Below are 20,292 nucleotides of genomic sequence, written 5' to 3' on the forward strand. Positions count from 1 at the left end.
GACTATGCTGCATGTGCCGCCGTCTTCGCGAGCAAGCCCGCTCCCACAGGATTTGTGGTGGCCATAAAGGGAGACCGCCCCATGAATTATTTCCTCGCCCAGGCCCTGAACAACCAATGGGCCAACCGCAGGCTGCTCAATGCCTGCGCGCGGCTGAACGAGGCCGAGTATGGGGCGTACCGCACCAACTTCTTCCCCTCCATACAGAGCACGCTCTGCCACATCCTGGAAGTGGATCGCTACTACCTCACCGCCCTCGAAGGCGACCGGGATGGGCAGATGAAGGATTTCTCCGAGATCCTGCCGTACGCCCAGCTCCTGCAAAGCCAAACCCAAACCGACCAGCGGCTGGTGGCGTTCTGCGAAGCCCTGCGGGAAAAAGACCTGGCCCGCTCCGTGGAGCTGGTGCGGGTCGACGGAGTGGTGCGCGAACGAATCGACCGGCTGCTGCTGCACTTGTTCGAGCATCAGATCCATCATCGCGGCCAAGTACATTCGATGCTCAGCGGCACCGGCGTCGAGCCTCCGCAGCTCGACGAATTTTTTCTCGAATGCGACCACAAATATCGGCAAAAAGATGAGCAACTCGCCGAGGAGATCGTCTGGCGAGACTATCGACCTGGCTAAAAACGCCGACGCACTCAAAAAAATGCGATGGCCGCTACCGGCCACCGCCAAAATCGCCCACTTCAGGCGCCCTCAGATCGGTGCGGGAGACACGATAATCTTGACGTTGTGCTCCTTGTTATTGACCAGTTCCTCGAAACCCTGGCCGACAATCTGCTCCAGCTGGATACGGCCGGTCACCAACGGCGAGATGTCCAGGCGCCCGTCGGCGATGAAGGCGATCACGTCGGCGAATTCGCCGTTGTAGGCCAGCGCGCCAAGTACTTGTTTCTCGGTGGAGACCAGTTCAAAGAAGTTGAATGAACTCGGCTCTTCGAAGATTCCCACCAGCACGCACTTGCCGGCCTTGCGGATCAGGTCGATGGCCAACTTGGCGGTGTGCTTGTTGCCGATGCACTCGAAGCTGACATCGGCGCCCAAGCCACCGGTCAGGCGCCGGACTTCGGCCAGGGCGTCACATTCATTCGGATCGATTACGTGGCTGGCGCCCACCTCCAGGGCCTTGGCCTTGCGCGCGCCGGACATTTCCAAGGCAATCACCTGGGCGGCGCCGGCGGCCTTGGCGCACATGATGGTGCACAGGCCAATCGTCCCGGCCCCCACCACCACGACATTTTGGCCCAACAGGCTGCCGGCCTTTTTCACCGCGTGCATGCCCACCGCCAGTGGCTCGATCAGCGCGCCGGCCTCGGCCGGAAAGCCGGCGGGCAACTTGTAGAGCAGGTTGGCCGGCACGTTGACCAATTCAGCAAACGCACCGTTATTCATCAGCCCGGTGAACGCCAGGTTTTCGCAGATGTTGTACAGGCCATGGGTGCAGTAATAGCAGGTACCGCAATGCTGGCAGGCATCGGCCGCCACCGGCTCACCGACACTGAAGCCCTCCACACCGGCGCCCAGTTCGACGATCTCACCGCAGAACTCATGCCCGAGGATGCATTGGCCCTTGATGCCCGTCAGCGGGTGCGGCGCGTCCACCGGGATGAACACCGGCCCGGCCACGAATTCATGCAGGTCGGAGCCACAGATGCCGCACCATTGCACACGGATCTGCACCCAACCGGCGGGCGGTGAAATCGGCAGCGGCACGTCTTCGACGCGGATGTCGTTGCGGCCATGCCAGACGGCGGCGCGCATGCTGCGGGTAGGCTTGATTGAAACGTTCATGACATTGCCTCCAGGATTCTGTGGGCGACGACAGGGGTCGCCGCCTGCTTGATCAGTGCTGCTGAATGAACTCAAGGATCAGTCGGTTGACCTGTTCGGCCGCTTCCATCTGCACCATGTGGCCCTGGCCGGAGAGCAACTCGACCTGCGCACTCAGCCCTTCGCTATGGGCCGCTGGAATGATCGCGTCGTCACTGCCCCAGATCACCAGGGTCGGCACATGACCGGCTTGCACCACTTCGCGCAGATCCACCTGCTGGCGACCATCGGCGAACAACGTCGCTGAAAGTTGCTGCAGCGCGGCGTCGACGCCCTCCAGGCGCTTGTACTTGAGCATGTCGTCGAGCATCTGCCGGTTGACCAGCTCGGCATTGGAAAACAGCTGCACCAACTGCGGCTTGAGGGCGTTGCGGTTGGCCGCTTCGACGAAACCTTTCAGGTAGCCGCCGTTGATCTCCCCGCCCAGCCCAGCGCTGCCGATCAGGGTCAGCGAGCGTATCCGCTGGGGCATCAGGCGCGCGGCGTTCAGCGACACCGCCCCACCCATGGAATGCCCCACCAGATGCACCGCGTTGATATCCAGGTGATCGAGCATGGCCAGCACCACGTTGCTCAGTTCGTCCAGGTCACCGCTTTGCAGGGTTTTCGAAGATTCGCCATGCCCCGGCAGGTCCAGGGCAATCACCCGGCGCCCGGCTGCCAGCGCCTCGTGGTTGAACAGCCAATTGTTCAGGTCACCGCCGAAACCGTGCACCAGCAACAGCGGCGTGCCGCCCTCGCCGCGCTCGAAATAGCGGATCACCCGGCCGTCCAATTCAACTTTCTGCGGTTTCGGACCGCTGTCTTCGTCAGCCGCATCACCCGGCACGAAGCTGGCCTGGAACTGCTCGATCACCGCATCGATCTCGGCGTCGCTGGCCTCGCCGTCCACGACAATGCCCAGCAGTGCGCCGACCGCCAGGGTTTCGTCCTGGCGGGCGATCTGCCGACGCAATATCCCGGAAAACGGCGCCTCGACGCTGCTGGAGATCTTGTCGGTCTCCACGTCCATCACTTCATCGCCCTTGGTGATGGCCTGGCCCTCCTCCTTGAGCCAGGCATCGACCCGGCCTTCGGTCATCGACAGGCCCCACTTGGGCATGGTCAGGGTAAAAATCTGGCTCATCAGCGCTTGCTCCACTCGATCACGTTGAGCACGGCTTGCTCGATCTTCGCCGCGTCGGGGATGTACAGGTCTTCCAGGGCATCGGAAAACGGCACCGGCGTGTGCGGCGCGGTGACCATTTCAATGGGGGCCTTCAGCGCGCCAAAGGCTTTTTGCGCCACCAGCGCGGAAATATCGGTGGCCATGGAGCAGCGCGGGTTGGCTTCGTCGATCACCACCAGGCGCCCGGTCTTCTCGACGCTTTCAAGAATGCTGTCCTCGTCCATCGGACTGGTGGTGCGCAGGTCGATGACTTCGCAGTCGATCCCGCGCCCGGCCAGGCTGCGCGCGGCGTCCATCGCGGTGTTGACCATGCGCCCGTACGACACCAGGGTCACGTCCTTGCCGTCGCGCAGGAAGTTGGCCTCGCCAAAGGGAATGGTGTAGAGCTCTTCGGGCACGTCGCCTTGCATGCTGTAGAGCAACTTGTGCTCGCAGAAAATCACCGGGTCGTTGTCGCGGATCGCCTGGATCAGCAAGCCCTTGGCGTCGTAGGGCGATGACGGGCAAACGACCTTGAGCCCAGGGATGTGGGTCCACAGCGAGGTGAGCATTTGCGAATGCTGGGCGGCGGCGCGCAGGCCGGCGCCGACCATGGTGCGGATCACCAGGGGCGTGGAAGCCTTGCCCCCGAACATGTAGCGAAACTTCGCCGCCTGGTTGAGGATCTGGTCCAGGCAGCAACCGGCGAAGTCGACGAACATCAGTTCGCACACCGGGCGCACGCCACAGGTGGCGGCCCCCACGGCGGCGCCGACGTAACCGATCTCAGACAGCGGCGTGTCCAGCACGCGGCCGGGGAATTGGTCGTAAAGGCCCTTGGTGACGCCGAGCACACCGCCCCAGGCGTCGTTCTCACCGGGTGCGCCGGCACCACCGGCAACATCCTCGCCCATGATGAAGACACTGGTGTCGCGGCGCATTTCCTGGGCCAGGGCTTCGTTGATTGCCTGCTGATAGCTGATTTTTCTCGCCATGATGGGATTCTCTATTGTTGTTATTCGGGAGGGCGTTCAGGGGTAGCTGACGTAGACGTCGGTCAGCAGGTCCGCCGCAGAGGGCTTGGGATCGGACTTGGCCTTGTACACCGCGCTTTCGATCAGCAGTTCCACCTCCTTGTCGATCTGGTCCAACTGCTCCACGGTGAGCAATCCGGCCCGGGTGGTGCGCTCGCGAAACTGCATCAGGCAGTCCTGGTTTTCGCGGAAATGCTTGACCTCGTCGGGGGCCCGATACGTCTGGGCATCGCCTTCGAAATGGCCGTAGTAACGCGTCAGCTTGACCTCGATCAGCGACGGCCCTTCCCCGGCCCGGGCGCGCTCCACCGCCGCCCCGGCCGCTTCATGGACGGCGAAGAAATCAAAACCGTCCACCGTCACGCCAGGCATGCCGAACCCGGCGGCGCGGTCGGCGATGTGGTCACAGGCCACCGACCAGTTGGAAGCGGTGGCTTCGGCGTAACCGTTGTTTTCGGCGATGAACAGGCACGGCAGGTTCCATACCGAGGCCATGTTCATGGCTTCGAACACCGCGCCCTCGTTGGAGCCGCCATCGCCGAAGAACACCACGGCGACGCTGTCGGTGCCCTTGAGCCGGGCCGCCAGCGCGGCGCCCACCACCAGGGGCGCGCCGGCGCCGACGATACCGTTGGCACCGAGCATGCCTTTTTCGAAATCGGCGATGTGCATCGAGCCGCCCTTGCCCTGGCAGACGCCGGTTTTCTTGCCGTAGATCTCGGCCATCATCCCGTAGACATCCACGCCCTTGGCGATGCAGTGGCCGTGGCCACGGTGGTTGGAGGCGATGCAGTCGTCATCGCCCAGGTGAGCCATGACGCCGGCGGCCGAGGCTTCTTCGCCGGCATACAGGTGGACGAAACCGGGGATCTCGCCGGTGGCGAACTCCACGTGCAGGCGCTCTTCGAAGGCGCGAATGGTGCGCATCACCTGGTAGGCGTGCAGCAGTTGATCGTGGGTCAGCGGTGTCGACATTTTTATTCTCCTGGGGTGTCTTCTTGAAGATTCAGAGGGTGTTGCGGGTGTTCGCGGCCAATGGCCAGCAAACGCTGTTGCGCGGCGTAGGCCAGCACCGCGTTGACGTCGATGCTCAGCGGACCGCCGGCGTCGAGGGTGACCGTGGGCCGGTCATGGACGTTGAATTCGATTTCCCGCTCGCCGTCCAAGGCCAGGGTGCCGCTGGCGAGCGACAGGCCATGGGCGACGCCGGGTTCCAGGGGGCCGGCGGCGAGCACGCCACAGCCTTGCAGCAAGCCCGGCGCGAGCGGCACCAGCAGCGCTTCGGGGGATTGCGGATCGAGGCGCATCCAGGCCCCGCCCGGTGCCTGGCGTGACACCGGAAACCACAGGCCGCACAGCGCCGACAGGCCAATGGATTGCGGTTCGGCAAAGGTCACGAAGACTTCAGCCAGATCCTGCGCCCGACTGATGGCCCGGGCGCCGACAAAACGCAGCGGCGACACGGCGACATCCACCAGGGCGACTTCCCGCAGGCCGCGTGCGGCATCGCAGACCAGCAGGCGCTTGTTGCGGCGCAAGCCGAGCTGTGCCGGTACCCGGCCGCTGGCGTACAACCCGCCGGCCAGCCCGGCGCTGGTGGCTTCGCGCAATTCGGGAAAGGCGTTGTTGGTGCCGGTGGACAAGGTCAGCAACGGGATGTCGCCTACCTCGGCAGCCACCGCCTTGTGCGTGCCGTCGCCACCGAGCACGGCGATCAGCGCCACCTCGCGTTCGGCCATCAGGCGTGCCGCGCGGCGGGTGTCCTCGACGGTCTGGCGCAAGGTCAGGTCGAGAAATTCGAGGGCCGGCCAGTGACTGCTGCGGGCCTGGCGGCTGTGGCTGTTCTTCAACACGGCGGCAGCGATGCCGGTCATGTCGGTGGGCATCAGCACCTGCTCGATGCCGGTGGCCCCGAAAGCGGCCAGCAGGCGCTGGATCACCGAAACCTTGTCAGTGCTGGAAAACAACCCGGCATTGGCGGTCAGGCGTCGCACGTCTCGGCCCGATGCGGGGTTGGCGATGATGCCCACCGTCAGCGGTCGACGACTCATGGCGCCACCGTGGGTGAGACAGGCAAATGACCTGGGCAGGGAGACATACGCACCTCGTTGTTATTATTGGATGGCCCGTCGGGCGGGCTTCAGAGGTAGAGCAAGGGCGGTGCCAGTTGCTGGCATAACCTGCGAAACGACCGGTCTAGAGCGGTTCTTTGGTGGTTATGGGTACAGCGAAGCGAGCCCCGGTGAGACGCCACATGTCAGCCTGCACGAGGGCTCGGCGAGACGGTGAGACGTGGCGTCTCACGCCGGCCATCGGCGTCATCAGGCTTGTCTGCGCAGGGCGAAGGGCGCTTAATGCGTCCACAACGATAAGAAGCTGAACCGGAGGCCCCTATGCTTTCCGCTCACTCCCGGGCGCACGTGGATTGCGTCAGCCGCGTGGTAAGAAACGCGGATCAATTGCCACAACTGCCCGTCCCGGACCTGATCCTCGACTCCTGGCGCCGCTCCATGGAGCAGCACCACTTGGACCCGGGCTCGCTGCAAGGCCCACGCATCCTGTCGGAGAATGTGCTCAAGCAATGCCGCGAGCGCTCCGAGCTGTTCCTCAACATCGCCAGCGAAGAAGTGGCGCGTCTGCACGGCCGGGTGCGCGATGCCGACTACTGCGTCCTGCTCACCGACGCCCAGGGCCAGACCATCGATTATCGGGTGGAAACCTCGATCCGCAACGACTGCCGCAAGGCCGGGCTGTACCTGGGCACCTGTTGGTCGGAAGGTGAGGAAGGCACGTGTGGCGTGGCGGCGGTGCTCACGGCGAAGGCGCCGGTGACGGTGCACAAGCGCGATCATTTCCGCGCAGCGTTCATCGGCCTGACCTGCTCCGCCGCGCCGGTCTTCGACCCTCAGGGCGGGTTGCTTGGGGTGCTGGACGTCTCGGCGGTGCGCTCGCCGGATGATCGGCGCTCGCAGCATCTGATCCGGCAAATGGTGGTGCAGAGCGCCCGGGAAATCGAGCAGGCATTTTTCATGAGCAGCGCTCAAAAGTACTGGGTGCTGCGGGCCCACCGCAACGCCGGATACGTCGACAGCCAGCCCGACTTCCTGTTCGCCTGGGATGACGACGGTTGCCTCCAGGCCTTGAACCCAGCCGCCCGCCAGTATTTGTTGCAGCAGTACGGTCAGTTACCGCAACACATCAGCCAAGTCTTCGATCCGCAACAGTTGCACCGCGCCCGTGATGAGAGCCTCTACCCGCTCGACCCCGCTCTACATGGCCGCTTGAGCGCGCCACGTCATCGGGCCAGCCCGCGGCCCCGGACGGCGCTGGCCCCGGCCGAACTGGATCCGCGCCTGGCCGACAGCCTGCGCCTGGCGGTGCGGGTCAAGGACCGCAACCTGCCAGTGCTGATCCAAGGCGAAACCGGTTCGGGCAAAGAGGTATTCGCCCGTCAATTGCATCAGGCCAGTCAGCGCCGGGATCGCCCTTTCGTGGCGTTGAACTGCGCGGCGATTCCCGAAAGCCTGATCGAGAGCGAGTTGTTCGGCTACGTCGCCGGGGCCTTCACCGGCGCCTCGACCAAGGGCATGCAGGGGTTGTTGCAGCAGGCCGATGGCGGAACGCTGTTCCTCGATGAAATCGGTGACATGCCGCTGGCCTTGCAGACCCGTCTGCTGCGGGTACTGGCCGAGGGTGAAGTGGCACCGCTGGGCGCATCCCGTCGCAAAGCAGTGGACATCCAAGTGATCTGCGCCACCCACCGCGACCTGGAGACGCTGGTGGCCGCTGGCGAGTTTCGTGAGGATTTGTACTTCCGCCTCGGCGGTGCGCGCTTCCAGTTACCGCCGTTGCGCGAGCGCAGTGACCGGTTGATGCTGATCAACCGCATTCTCGCCGAGGAGTCGGCGTTATGTGGCGAGGCTCTGCAGTTGAGCGGCGCGGCCTTGGAATGCCTGCTCGGTTATCACTGGCCGGGCAATATCCGCCAGTTGCGCCATGTGCTGCGTTACGCCTGCGCGGTGTGCGAAGGCAGTGTCATCCAACTCAGCCAGTTGCCCGAGTCGTTGCACCCCGCAGATGCCGATGCCCATGCGCCGGAGCCCATCGCCAGCCCGGAACGCCAGGCCCTGCTCGATGCCTTGGTGCGTCACCGCTGGAAGCCCACCGCCGCTGCTCGCGCCTTGGGCATTTCCCGGGCAACCCTGTACCGACGGGTGCATCAGCATGGCATCGACATGCCTGGCCGAAGCCCGGCGTGAAGACGAGGGGCTATTTCTGCGCCAATTCATGACGCACGCACTGTTCGTAGTAGGTCTGCTTGACGGCGGCCGGCTTGAGGCGCGAAGCGCTGTTGTAGGTCTGTTCGGTAATGCCCAGGGCAGTCATGCGCATCCAGGGCCGGGGAAACTTGCGCACTTGCAAGCGCTTGCGCGCACCGTACAGGCTGGTGCCAGAGAGCTTGGAGGCCTGCGCCCCGGCCGCAATGTCCGAACCCCAGCGGCAGACCGACTGCTGGTTTTGCGTCAATGCCCGGGCCTGGGCCTCAAGCGAGACGGCCGCGAGCAGAAATGTCGCCACGACCCACATGGAAATACGCATAGGTTTGTCGCCCAACTTTCTGAAATAAAAGAAGTTTGACGATGTTCAAATGAGCAAGGGGCCAGCACTTGGCCGAAAAAAACCACGCCGACGTTACGGTTCCCCGTGGCGAGGGAGCTTGCTCCCTCGCCACATGGACCGGGTTGCAGCCTCTCTTGTGGCGAGGGGATTTATCCCCGCTGGGCTGCGCAGCAGTCCCAAAAAGGCTGGACACGGTCAGCCTGTTATACCGAGGTGTCTGGTTCTGGGGTTGCTTCGCAACCCAGCGGGAGCAAGCTCCCTCGCCACATGGACCGGGTTGCAGCCTCTCTTGTGGAGAGGGGATTTATCCCCGCTGGGCTGCGCAGCAGCCCCAAAAAGGCTGGACACGGTCAGCCTGTTATACCGAGGTGGCTGGTCCTGGGGTTGCTTCGCAACCCAGCGGGGATAAATCCCCTCACCACAGAATGGTGTTTGGTCGTAAATGCTTTGTTGGCCTGAAACACCCAACCCTCCAGCCAACCACAAGCCCGTGGCGAGGGAGCTTGCTCCCGCTGGGCTGCGCAACAGCCCCAAAAAGGCTGAACACGGTCAGCCTGTTACACCGAGGTGTCTGGTTCTGGGGTTGCTTCGCAACCCAGCGGGAGCAAGCTCCCTCGCCACATAAACCGGGTTGCAGCCTCTCTTGTGGCGAGGGGATTTATCCCCGCTGGGCTGCGCAGCAGCCCCAAAAAGGATGGACACGGTCAGCCTGTTACCCAGAGGTGTCTGGTTCTGGGGTTGCTTCGCAACCCAGCGGGGATAAATCCCCTCACCACAGGGTGGTGTTTGGTCATAAATACTTTGTTGGCCTGATACACCTAACCCTCCAGCCAACCACAAACCCGTGGCGAGGGAGCTTGCTCCCGCTGGGCTGCGTAGCAGCCCCCAAAAAGGCTGAACACGGCCAGTCTGTTATACCGAGGTGTCTGGTTCTGGGGTTGCTTCGCAACCCAGCGGGAGCAAGCTCCCTCGCCACATGGTCCGGGTGGTGGTTCTGTTACCACGGGTCATTGCCCTGCCTTGGCTTCTTGCAACAACTGCTGGATGACCTGTTCCTGCTCACCGTAGCGCCCTTCGCCGAAGTGGCTGTAGCGCACCTGCCCCTTGGCGTCGATGAAGTAATGGGCCGGCCAGTACTGGTTGTTGAAGGATCGCCAGATCGCGTATTGGTTGTCGATCGCTACCGGGTATCGGATATCCAGCTTGCGCACCTGCTCGCGGACGTTGTCGATGATCTTTTCGTAGCCGTACTCCGGGGTATGGACGCCGATGACCACCAGCCCGTCCTTTTCATACTTTTTCGCCCAATCGTTCACGTAGGGCAATGTGTGCTGGCAGTTGATGCAGTCGTAGGTCCAGAAATCCACCAGCACCACCTTGCCCCGCAATGACTCGCTACTCAGTGCTGGCGAGTTGAGCCATTGCACCGCGCCGTCCAGCGAGGGCATGGCGCCTTGGGCCTCAAGCGTTGGCATCGACGCGGCGCCCGCCTTGCTCACCACGTAATCGATCGCCATGGGCACTTTTTCCAGCAGGCTCTGCTCCAGGCTCGCCGAGCCCTGGGAAGACGTACTGGCCAGCAGGCGATCATCGGCCCCCGTGCCAATCGCCACGGCAGCCAGCAGCACCACGGCACCGGTGCCACGGCGCAACCAGGTGGTCACCGGCAAGGAGAGTCTGAGGCGCCCGACCAACCCGCGCCCGGCGAGGATCAGCGTTCCCAGCGACAAGGCGCTGCCCAGCCCATAAGCAAGCAACAACACGCTGGTTTCAGCGCTGGCCCCCTGCAGCATGGCCCCGGTCAGGATCACCCCCAGTATCGGCCCGGCACACGGCGCCCAGAGCAATCCGGTGGCGACCCCGATCAACACCGACGCCACAGGCCCAGCCATCCGCCCTGCCCCCGCGTCAATGCGATTGCCCAGGCTGACCAGCGGCCGCGCCAGCCAGATGCCGACCCGGCTGAAGATCAGCGACAGGGCGAACAGCACCATCACCCCCAGGGCGACTTGCCGGCCGACGCTGCTGGCACGCAACACCCACTCGCTGCTGACCACCGCCAGGCTCGACACCAGGGCAAACGTCAGCACCATGCCGCCGAGGGTCAGCAGCACCGAACGGCGAGAACGATCGGCCCGGGCGAACAAAAACGGCACCACGGGGAGAATACAGGGGCTGAGGATCGTCAGGATCCCGCCGAGAAAAGCGATCAGAAGCATGGCATCACCTCAACAGTGAGTAGTGAATCAAGAAAATCAGGCCTGCACCTGTGGCGAGAGAGCCTGCTCCCTCGCCACAGGACGGTGACCGCACCTCAGTTGTCGTTATTGCAGTTGTCGGCAAACTTGCGATAGTCCAGCGCCTGCTTATGCCCCGCCGAGTCCAGGTAGGTCATGTGGGCGTTGACCACGCCGCAGGCCGGGTTGGCGTCTTCGGACGTGGAGAGCACTCTCTGGATGTCCAGGTGGGTGCCGTAGTGGTAAGTCTGGGGCTGGACGTTGCTCTCGGCACGGGCCGACAGGGTGCAGATGTTCAGCGCGGCGAAAAGGCAGGCGGCGTAGATGGCTTTGGTGTTCATGGCATGGACCTCGATTCGTTCAATGGGAGTTTTCTGCCGAGGCCTGTTGTGTTGCCTCGATGGAAGCCATTGAATGCCGCTGAGGTATCGCGCCTGTATCGAGCCGGGTGGCTTTTTGCATCGCTGTGTATCCGCCGCGCGCCAGATACACTGCAATACAAACCGTCGCGAGCCGGGTTGGCCGGCGTCTGTAGACTGATCACAACAAAACGCCAAAGGGGTCTGGACACCATGGAACATGTCGATCACGTGTTGATAGTGGATGACGATCGCGAGATCAGGGAGCTGGTAGGCAACTACCTGAAAAAGAACGGCCTGCGCACCACCGTCGTGGCCGATGGCCGACAGATGCGCGCGTTCCTGGAAACCACCCCGGTGGACCTGATCGTTCTGGACATCATGATGCCCGGCGATGATGGCCTGGTGCTGTGCCGCGAGCTGCGCGCCGGCAAGCACAAGGCCACGCCGGTACTGATGCTCACGGCCCGCAACGACGAAACCGACCGCATCATCGGCCTGGAAATGGGCGCCGACGACTACCTGGTCAAGCCGTTCGCCGCCCGCGAACTGCTGGCTCGCATCAACGCCGTACTGCGCCGCACACGCATGCTGCCACCCAATCTGGTGGTCACCGAGAGCGGTCGTCTGTTGGCGTTCGGGCGCTGGCGCCTGGACACCACGGCGCGCCACTTGCTGGACACCGACGGCACCATGGTTGCCTTGAGCGGCGCCGAATACCGTCTGCTGCGGGTGTTCCTCGACCATCCGCAACGGGTGCTCAACCGCGACCAACTGCTCAACCTGACCCAGGGCCGGGACGCCGACCTGTTCGATCGCTCCATCGACCTGCTGGTCAGCCGCCTGCGCCAGCGCTTGCTCGACGATGCGCGGGAACCGGCGTACATCAAGACCGTGCGCAGCGAAGGCTACGTCTTTTCATTGCCAGTGGAGATCCTCGAGGCGTCGGTATGAACTTGGCGCTACGTTGGCCGCGGACCCTGGCGTCGAGGCTGTCGCTGATCTTCTTGATCGGCCTGATCCTGGCCCAGGCGCTCTCTTTCGGCGCCCAGTATTACGAGCGCTACGAGAGCGCCAAAACGACCATGCTCGGCAATCTGGAAACCGATGTCTCCACCTCGGTCGCCATCCTCGACCGCCTGCCCGCCGCTGAACGTCCGGCCTGGCTGCCAAGACTGGCCCGACGCAATTACGGTTATCTGCTTGACGAAGGCCAACCCGGCCAACCGATGGATCTTGCCGGCGCGCCCATTTCGGTAAGTTCTATCCAGGAAGCCATCGGCCAGGCCTACGACCTGAACTTCACCCATATTCCCGGCCCGCAGATGCACTACCAGGCCCACCTGCGCCTGGCTGACGGCAGCCCGCTGACCATCGACGTGCGGCCGGCGATGGTGCCCCTCTCGCCGTGGTTGCCGATGGCGTTGCTCGGGCAGTTGGCGCTGTTGATCGGTTGCACCTGGCTGGCCGTGCGCATCGCCGTCCGGCCCCTGACCCGACTGGCCGAGGCGGTGGAAACCCTCGATCCGAACGCCCATGGCGTGTGCCTGGACGAAAAGGGTCCGACCGAAGTCGTGCATGCCGCGAAAGCATTCAACACGCTGCAAGCGCGCATCGCGGCCTACCTCAAGGAGCGCATGCAGTTGCTGGCGGCGATTTCCCATGACCTGCAGACGCCCATCACGCGGATGAAGCTGCGCGCCGAGTTCATGGACGATGGCATTGAAAAGGACAAGCTGTGGAGCGACCTGAGCGAAATGGAGCACTTGGTGCGTGAAGGCGTGGCCTATGCCCGCAGTATCCATGGCGCCACCGAAGCCAGTTGCCGCATCAGCCTGGATGCGTTTCTCGACAGCCTGGTGTTCGATTACCAGGACACGGGCAAGGACGTGGAGCTGTCAGGGAAAAATGCCGCCGTGATCGATACCCGTCCCCACGCCTTGCGGCGGGTGCTGGTCAACCTGGTGGACAACGCGTTGAAGTTCGGCGGCGCGGCGCAGATAGAAGTACACGTCGTTGATCATGGGCAACTGGCGATCCGGGTACTGGATCGTGGCCCTGGCATCAACGAACAGGAACTGGCCGAGGTGCTCAAGCCGTTCTACCGGGTGGAAAGCTCGCGTAACCGAGAAACCGGTGGCACGGGGCTGGGATTGGCCATCGCCCAACAGTTGGCGATCGCCATGGGCGGTTCACTGACCTTGAGCAACCGCGACGGCGGCGGCCTGTGTGCGGAGTTACGTCTGAGCCCCGACGCCTCGCTCGCCAGTTAAACAAAACCCTGTGGGAGCGGGCTTGCTCGCGAAAGCGGTGTGCCAGCCGGCATTCGGTCAACTGACCTGACGCCCTCGCGAGCAAGCCCGCTCCCACAGGTGAATGTCAGGTTTTGTATTCCAGTGTGTCTGCCACGGCCAGGCATACACAAACTTGCACATTGGGCCATTGCCGACACACCCCGCTTACACCCGCTTGAAAGACTCCCTGTGTCCCCGGTCGCTGCCATGGCCGGGCCCCGACACCCAGGAGCTTCATCATGTCTACCGCCCCCCCAACCTCTGCCGTTCGCTTCCAAGGCTGGTCGCTGTTCGTCCTGCTCGCCGCCCTCGTGCTGCTGATGACCGCGCTGACCCTGGCACTCAACCCGGACCTCACCGAAGGCGTACGCAGTGCCATCCGCGCCACGGCTCGCTCATCCTTTGCCTTGTTCCTGCTGGCTTTCACTGCCTCGGCCTTCGCCGTGTTGGTGCCCTCGCCCTTGAGCCGGGCACTGGTGCGTGAACGGCGCTTCATCGGGCTGGCCTTTGCCTTCTCCCATTTGGTCCACGCCGTGCTGATCTACAGCTACGGTCAGCTCAACACCGAGTTCTGGCCCGGCCGAACCACGGTAGGCAACATCCCGGGCACCGTGGGCTACGTCTTCATCCTGCTGCTGGCCCTGACTTCCTTTAAAAGCACCACGCGCCTGATCGGCTTCAAGGCCTGGAAGCGCCTGCACGTCACCGGCATGTGGGTATTGGCGGCGATTTTTGCCTATTCCAACTTCAAGCGCATCCCGATGAGCGCCTGGTACGTGCTGCCGTTCGGGCTGATCTGCGCCGCCACCGCCATTCGCCTGGTCGGCAAGCTGGCCCAGGCCAGCAAACGCCGCCAACCCTTGCCACGCACCGTTTGATTCCGGAGATCCGTCATGTATTCAAGAACCTTGCAAGCCCTGCACACCCCTTTGGATCGAGCCGGAGCATGGCTTGCGCCGCTGAGCCTGCGCCTGTTCCTGGCCTGGGAGTTTTTCGAGTCCGGCCTGGAAAAATGGAACGGCACGAACTGGTTCGCCGACATCCAGTCCGCTTTCCCCTTCCCCTTCAACCACGTGCCGGCCAACTGGAACTGGGAGCTGTCGATGTGGGCGGAGCTGCTTTGCGCCGTCGCCCTGTTGATTGGCCTGGGCACCCGATTCTCGGCGCTGGTGCTGATCATCGTCACCGTGGTTGCGACCGCTGCCGTGCATTGGCCGGCGGACTGGTCAAGCTTGGCCGAGCTGGCCCAGGGTTACGCGATCACCAATAAAGGCCATGGCAATTTCAAGTTGCCGCTGATTTACCTGGTGGCGCTGTTACCGCTGGTGCTGCAGGGCGCCGGGAAATTGAGTATCGATGCGCTGCTGGACAAAATATTGCAACGTCGCCACCGAGTCGCCTGAAAAAATCGAAACCTTGGGCGGCATGCAGGGGTCCAGTCTCGTATACACGCCAACCGCTGCAGGCCGCCCCGCGCCGCCGCAGCTCAGGAGACGAGGGGACAGACATGAGCATGACCGTCGGTGATTTTCTGGTGGAGCGCCTTTATGAATGGGGGGTTCGCCGCATCTATGGCTATCCGGGCGACGGCATCAACGGGGTCTTTGGCGCCTTGAACCGGGCCAATGGGAAAATCCGCTTCATCCAGGCCCGCCACGAGGAAATGGCCGCGTTCATGGCCTGTGCCCACGCCAAGTTCACCGGCGAACTGGGGGTCTGCATCGCCACCTCGGGACCCGGCGCGTCCCACTTGGTGACCGGTCTCTACGACGCCCGGATGGATCACATGCCGGTGCTCGCCATCAGCGGTCAGCAGGCCCGCGCCGCTTTGGGCGGGCATTACCAGCAGGAACTGGACCTGGTCAGCCTGTTCAAGGACGTGGCCGGGGCGTTTGTCCAGCAAGCCAGCGCGCCTTCCCAAGTGCGCCACTTGCTCGACCGCGCCGTGCGCACGGCGGTGGGCGAGCGCCGGGTTACGGCGCTGATCCTGCCTAACGATCTGCAAGACATGGAATACACCGCACCGCCTCACAAACACGGCACCGTTCATTCCGGCGTCGGCTATCGCAAGCCCAGCGTGGTGCCATACGAGGAGGATCTGCGCAAAGCCGCCGAGGTCCTCAATGCCGGCAAGAAGGTCGCTATCCTGGTCGGCGCCGGTGCGCTGCACGCCACGGATGAAGTCATCGCCATCGCCGACAAACTCGGTGCCGGCGTGGCCAAGGCCCTGCTCGGCAAGGCCGCCGTGCCGGATGATCTGCCGTGGGTCACCGGCTCCATCGGCCTGCTGGGTACCGAACCCAGCGACAACCTGATGGCCGGCTGCGACACCCTGTTGATGATCGGCTCGGGCTTTCCCTATGCCGAATTCCTGCCGCCCGAGGGTCAGGCCCGGGGTGTGCAGATCGACATCCAGCCAGACATGCTCAGCCTGCGCTACCCCATGGAAGTCAGCCTGCACGGCGACAGCGCCGACACCCTGCGCGCCCTGTTGCCGTTGATCGAAACGAAGACCGATCACACCTGGCGCAAGAAAATCGAACATTGGCGGGAAAGCTGGGACAAGACCTTGGAAAAACGCGCCCTGCTCTCAGCCAAGCCGATCAATCCGCAACGGGTCGCGTTCGAGCTTTCGCCCCGGCTGCCGGAGCGCGCCATCATCACCTGCGATTCCGGCTCCTGCGCCAATTGGTACGCCAGGGACGTCAAGATCCGTCGCGGCATGATGTGCTCGCTGTCTGGTGGCCTGGCCTCGATGGGCGCTGCCGTGCCCTATGCAATCGCCGCGAAGTTCTGTCATCCGGACCGGCCGGTGGTGGCCCTGGTGGGCGACGGCGCCATGCAAATGAACAACATGGCCGAGTTGATCACGGTCGCCAAATACTGGCGCACCTGGACCAACGGCACTTGGGTCTGCGCGGTATTCAACAATCGGGATCTGAACCAGGTGACCTGGGAACAGCGCGTAATGGAGGGCGACCCGAAATTCGAGGCCTCCCAGGACATTCCCGACGTGCCCTACCACCTGTTCGCCCAGTCCATCGGTTTGAAGGGCATCCTCGTGCTCGACGGAGACGACGTGGCCGCCGCCTGGGATGAAGCCCTGGCGGCGGATCGCCCGGTCTTGATCGAATTCCGTACCGACCCGGACGTCGCACCGTTGCCGCCGCATATCAAATTGGAACAGGCGAAGAAATTTGCCACAGCCCTGCTCCAAGGAGACCCGAACGAGGGCGGTATCGTCGTGGAAACCGCCAAACAGGTGCTCGGCGCCTTGTTGCCGGGCCATCGCAAGGACAAAGAGTGAGGCGTGACTGAATGCACACGGGTGAGCTGCCTCGTCGGTATGAACGGGCCCTGCTACTGGCCTTCTGCATATTATGGGGTTGGCTGGCGATCGCGCCGGTCAAGCGTAGCGACTGGCTGGCGGAAAACCTGCTGGTCATTGCCTTGTTGGTCGTCCTGGTGAGCGTCCACCGCCGATTCAGCTTTTCCCGGCTATCGGCCACGCTGGTGTTCGTGTTCCTTTGCATCCACGAAGTGGGCGCCCACTACACCTACGCCAAGGTGCCTTACAACGCGTGGTGGCAGGCCTTGACGGGGGGCCAATCCCTGGACCAACTGATGGGGTTCCAGCGCAACCAGTTCGATCGGCTGGTACACCTCAGCTATGGCCTGCTGTTGGCCTATCCAGTGCGCGAGGCCTTGCTGCGGGTCGCGCCCGTAACGGGGTTCAGCAGTTATTTCATGGCCTGGTGCCTGATCCTGGCTTCGTCGGCCGTTTACGAAATCGTCGAATGGTTGGGCGGCGCCTATATAGGCGGCGATACCGCCAAGGCCTTTGTCGGCGCGCAACAAGACCCTTGGGACTCACAAAAGGATATGGCCTTGGCGGCGCTTGCCGCGTTCATGGCCTTGCTGACTGCCGCCGCAGTCAGCTACTTGCGCCAACGGGACTTCGCCCGTGAATGGGCACTGCGCTTCAAGGCGCCTACATAACGACGATAACGCAACCGTGCATCATTTTTGATCATGACTAAGTAAATCTGCCCATCAGCCGATACAAGACAGGTGCGGGTGAAATCGCTTTTTGGCTGACGATTTATTTTTATGATTGAAGATACTGGCAATGACTCAACCGTTCTTACCCCGGGTTCGTCTACCCGAAGCTTCACCCGTCGTACCCTGCCGGCCATCATGTTCCTGCTGTTCGCCATGTCCGCACTGGCAATCGCCGTACTGCTCAACATTACCCAGGCGCAGGATCAGCGCGCCCGTGAACAGAGCCTGTTTTTTGCCCAGCGGGCCATTGACGGCATCCGGACCGGTATCGGCCGGGATTTGAACGACTACTCCAAATGGAGCGACGCCTACCGGCACCTGCACGTAAAGGTGGACAAGACGTGGGCCTATGATGAGGAAAACGTCGGCAGTAGCGTTTATTCGCTTTATGGCTATCAGGCCGTGTTCGTCATTTCCCCGGCAGGCAAGACCGTCTATTCCGTCATTGACGGCCAGATGAGTGATACCGATGCCGGCACATGGTTGGCCGGCGACCTGAAGGCGTTGAGGAAAAAGGCCAGCACCCCGGACAAGCGCGATGAGGTGATTGTCGAGCTGCTGCATCACGGCGATGCGCCAGCATTCGTTGCCGCCTCCGCCATCTCCACCGGCACGGACAACAGCGTGCGCGAAATACCCGGCCCCCCCAGCCTGATGCTTTTCGTCAAAGTCCTCGACCCTGGATCCCTGCAAAACCTGGCAAGGGACTTTGTCCTGCCCGAGGCCCATATCGCCAGAACGCCAGGCCCGGATGAGACCGCCCAATGGGTCCTTGATCCGTTAAGCCAGGAAGCCCTGGCATGGCGCCCCTTGACCCCTGGCCAGGACCTGCGCAAGGTTCTGCTGCCGTTGCTGGTCGTGGCACTGCTGATCCTGGGAATCCTGGCGCTGTTGGTGTTGCGCCATGCCCTGGCCATGCTGCGCGAGCAGGAACGCCAGTATGCCAGCGTCCTCGCCCACCGAAAGGCGCTGGAGCGCAGTGAGGAACGTTTCCGGGACATCGCCGAGGTGTCTTCTGACTGGTTGTGGGAAGTCGACTCGAACGGCGCACTGACTTATCTGTCGGAACGTTTTGAACAGGTGACCGGGTTCGCCCCCCGGGAGTGGCTGGGCAAGCCCCTGCACCGGCTGTTGCACCCCCACGGCGGATCGATTTCGATCGCCCAATGGCTGCTCGGCGGTGCCAACAGCGGCGCCTCGGTACCGCTGTTGTGCGAGTACACCGCGCGCAACCAACGTGTGCGCACCTGCAAACTTTCCGTGCGGGCCATTGATGCCGGCACCCTGGGCTTTCGTGGCACCGCCACCGACATCACCGACGAGCTGCGGGCACTGGCCCAGATCAAGCACCTTTCCCTCCACGACCCGCTGACCGGGCTGGCTAACCGCAATCGTTTGTTCGATTGCCTCAGCGAACACCTGGACCCGGCCAATGGTGCGCCCTTGGCGCTGTTGAACCTGGACATGGACCGGTTCAAGCCAGTCAATGACTCCCTGGGGCACGCCGTGGGCGATAAGGTGCTGAAGGAAGTGGCCCATATTCTTCAACAAAACGTGCGCGGCACCGACCTGGTGGCCCGCCTGGGCGGTGATGAGTTTGTCATTGTCATGCCCAACCCCGGCAGTGCGCAGGACCTTGATCAACTCTGTGCACGCCTGATCGACTGTATGCAACGGCCCATGCACCTGGACGGTAATACTTTGTACCTGGGGATGAGCATCGGCGTTGCCTGGTCGCAGCCGGGCGAGACACGGGCAGACGAGCTGTTGCGCCACGCCGACATCGCCTTGTACGCGGCCAAGGCGGCAGGCCGTAATACCTGGCGCGTGTACGTGGAGGCCATGGGAGACCTGGCCCGCGACCGTCGGCGATATGAGCAGCAACTGCGCGATGCCATGCAAGGCGACCAACTCGAGCTGCGCTACTTGCCGCGCTTCGACATGAATGCCGAGCAATTGCACGGCTTTGAAGCCCAGACCTTCTGGCATCATCCGGAGAAAGGGGAACTGGGCGGCTCTGACTTTATCCCGGTCGCCGAAGCGTCGGGCCAGTTGGAAGAGCTGGGGGCCTGGATGCTGATCAACGTCTGCGAAGAAGCGGCGACTTGGCCGCCAGCCGTCAGCGTCTCCGTCGCCGTGTCGCCCAAATGGTTCAACAGCAGCTTTCTGCTCAACCAGGTGCAAACGGCCCTCCAGGCGAGCGACCTGGCGCCTCATCGCCTGACATTGGAAGTCGCCGAAGGCGTCCTGCTGTCCGACCACCAGACCGTCGCCACGACGCTCCATGCGCTCAAGGACCTTGGCGTGCGAATCAACATCGACAAGTTCGGCACCAGCATCGCGTCCCTGCGGGAAGTATTGAACCAGCCGTTCGATGGCATTCGCTTCGATCGCAACATCCTCTCGCAACTGGGCCTGGAGCATGACCACGAAGGCGTCCTGGCGATGATCCGCCTGAGCCGCAGCGTAGGGCTGATGGTCACCGCCGAAGGCATCGAGAATGCCCGCCAATTCAGCCAACTGCGCAGCGTCGCGTGCGACCATGTACAAGGCCCCTACTTCGGCTCCGCACTGCCCCGCTCGGAAATGGCGTCGTTCTTCACGACACCGCGCTGGCTATAGACTCGACACCTTGTGGCTTGCTCGCGAAGGCGTCGGCACAGCCAGCACCATTGCCAACCGAGTCAACCGAGTCAACCGTGCAAG

Annotated in this window: 17 protein-coding genes; 9 read left to right on the forward strand and 8 right to left on the reverse strand. The window is 63.0% G+C overall.

The window, feature by feature from the left end; translation table 11 throughout:
• Positions 1-81: 81 nt before the first annotated feature.
• Complete coding sequence (locus PFLQ2_RS12280) at positions 82-627, forward strand: DinB family protein (protein ID WP_003182431.1); 546 nt, start codon at positions 82-84, stop codon at positions 625-627.
• 72 nt (positions 628-699) lie between these two features.
• On the opposite strand, the gene PFLQ2_RS12275 is transcribed toward PFLQ2_RS12280, so the two are convergent.
• From PFLQ2_RS12275 to PFLQ2_RS12255, 5 genes are all read right to left on the reverse strand, one after another.
• Positions 700-1,764: a 2,3-butanediol dehydrogenase gene (locus PFLQ2_RS12275; RefSeq protein ID WP_003182433.1), complete on the reverse strand. Its 1,065-nt coding sequence runs from the start codon at positions 1,762-1,764 to the stop codon at positions 700-702.
• Between the two features lie 82 nt (positions 1,765-1,846).
• On the reverse strand, positions 1,847-2,959 hold the full coding sequence (locus PFLQ2_RS12270) for an acetoin dehydrogenase dihydrolipoyllysine-residue acetyltransferase subunit (protein ID WP_003182435.1): 1,113 nt from the start codon (positions 2,957-2,959) through the stop codon (positions 1,847-1,849).
• Positions 2,959-3,975, reverse strand: coding sequence for an alpha-ketoacid dehydrogenase subunit beta (locus tag PFLQ2_RS12265; RefSeq protein ID WP_003182437.1), 1,017 nt, complete (start codon positions 3,973-3,975; stop codon positions 2,959-2,961). The genes PFLQ2_RS12270 and PFLQ2_RS12265 overlap by 1 nt, the downstream gene beginning before the upstream one ends.
• Before the next feature lie 36 nt (positions 3,976-4,011).
• A complete protein-coding gene (locus tag PFLQ2_RS12260; protein WP_003182439.1) occupies positions 4,012-4,989 on the reverse strand; it encodes a thiamine pyrophosphate-dependent dehydrogenase E1 component subunit alpha in 978 nt (325 codons plus the stop codon).
• A gap of 2 nt (positions 4,990-4,991) precedes the next feature.
• The gene (locus tag PFLQ2_RS12255; RefSeq protein ID WP_003182441.1) at positions 4,992-6,065 is read right to left on the reverse strand and encodes an ATP-NAD kinase family protein; all 1,074 of its coding nucleotides are present in this window, start codon (positions 6,063-6,065) and stop codon (positions 4,992-4,994) included.
• A 342-nt stretch (positions 6,066-6,407) separates the two neighbouring features.
• Between PFLQ2_RS12255 and PFLQ2_RS12250 the strand changes: the two genes are divergently transcribed.
• Positions 6,408-8,273 carry a sigma-54-dependent Fis family transcriptional regulator gene (locus PFLQ2_RS12250; RefSeq protein WP_003182443.1) on the forward strand — a complete coding sequence of 622 codons (1,866 nt, stop codon included), beginning with the start codon at positions 6,408-6,410 and terminating at the stop codon, positions 8,271-8,273.
• 10 nt (positions 8,274-8,283) lie between these two features.
• On the opposite strand, the gene PFLQ2_RS12245 is transcribed toward PFLQ2_RS12250, so the two are convergent.
• The 3 genes from PFLQ2_RS12245 to PFLQ2_RS12235 all read right to left on the reverse strand — a co-directional run bounded on the left by PFLQ2_RS12245 (position 8,284) and on the right by PFLQ2_RS12235 (position 11,212).
• Complete coding sequence (locus tag PFLQ2_RS12245) at positions 8,284-8,613, reverse strand: hypothetical protein (protein WP_003182445.1); 330 nt, start codon at positions 8,611-8,613, stop codon at positions 8,284-8,286.
• A gap of 1,028 nt (positions 8,614-9,641) precedes the next feature.
• Complete coding sequence (locus PFLQ2_RS12240) at positions 9,642-10,853, reverse strand: cytochrome c biogenesis protein DipZ (RefSeq protein WP_003182448.1); 1,212 nt, start codon at positions 10,851-10,853, stop codon at positions 9,642-9,644.
• Between the two features lie 95 nt (positions 10,854-10,948).
• Positions 10,949-11,212, reverse strand: coding sequence for a DUF2790 domain-containing protein (locus PFLQ2_RS12235; RefSeq protein WP_003182450.1), 264 nt, complete (start codon positions 11,210-11,212; stop codon positions 10,949-10,951).
• Between the two features lie 231 nt (positions 11,213-11,443).
• Here PFLQ2_RS12235 and PFLQ2_RS12230 point away from each other — a divergent pair, with 231 nt between their 5' ends.
• The 7 genes from PFLQ2_RS12230 (at position 11,444) to PFLQ2_RS12200 (ending at position 20,208) form a co-directional block, all read left to right on the forward strand.
• Positions 11,444-12,184, forward strand: coding sequence for a response regulator (locus PFLQ2_RS12230; protein ID WP_003182453.1), 741 nt, complete (start codon positions 11,444-11,446; stop codon positions 12,182-12,184).
• Positions 12,181-13,503, forward strand: coding sequence for an ATP-binding protein (locus PFLQ2_RS12225; protein WP_003182455.1), 1,323 nt, complete (start codon positions 12,181-12,183; stop codon positions 13,501-13,503). Before PFLQ2_RS12230 ends, PFLQ2_RS12225 begins: the two co-directional genes overlap by 4 nt.
• Positions 13,504-13,763: 260 nt before the next feature.
• A complete protein-coding gene (locus PFLQ2_RS12220; RefSeq protein ID WP_003182457.1) occupies positions 13,764-14,402 on the forward strand; it encodes a ferric reductase-like transmembrane domain-containing protein in 639 nt (212 codons plus the stop codon).
• A gap of 15 nt (positions 14,403-14,417) precedes the next feature.
• A complete protein-coding gene (locus PFLQ2_RS12215; protein ID WP_003182459.1) occupies positions 14,418-14,927 on the forward strand; it encodes an HvfX family Cu-binding RiPP maturation protein in 510 nt (169 codons plus the stop codon).
• Positions 14,928-15,031: 104 nt separating this feature from the next.
• Entirely contained in the window at positions 15,032-16,831 is a 1,800-nt protein-coding gene (locus PFLQ2_RS12210; protein ID WP_003182461.1) for a thiamine pyrophosphate-requiring protein, read from the forward strand.
• An 11-nt stretch (positions 16,832-16,842) separates the two neighbouring features.
• Entirely contained in the window at positions 16,843-17,523 is a 681-nt protein-coding gene (locus tag PFLQ2_RS12205; RefSeq protein ID WP_003182463.1) for a DUF2238 domain-containing protein, read from the forward strand.
• Positions 17,524-17,634: 111 nt separating this feature from the next.
• Positions 17,635-20,208 carry a bifunctional diguanylate cyclase/phosphodiesterase gene (locus PFLQ2_RS12200; protein WP_003182465.1) on the forward strand — a complete coding sequence of 858 codons (2,574 nt, stop codon included), beginning with the start codon at positions 17,635-17,637 and terminating at the stop codon, positions 20,206-20,208.
• Positions 20,209-20,292: the final 84 nt, after the last annotated feature.

Origin of the sequence: Pseudomonas fluorescens Q2-87 (genome assembly GCF_000281895.1) — a bacterium.
Classification (GTDB): Bacteria; Pseudomonadota; Gammaproteobacteria; order Pseudomonadales; family Pseudomonadaceae; genus Aquipseudomonas; species Aquipseudomonas fluorescens_S.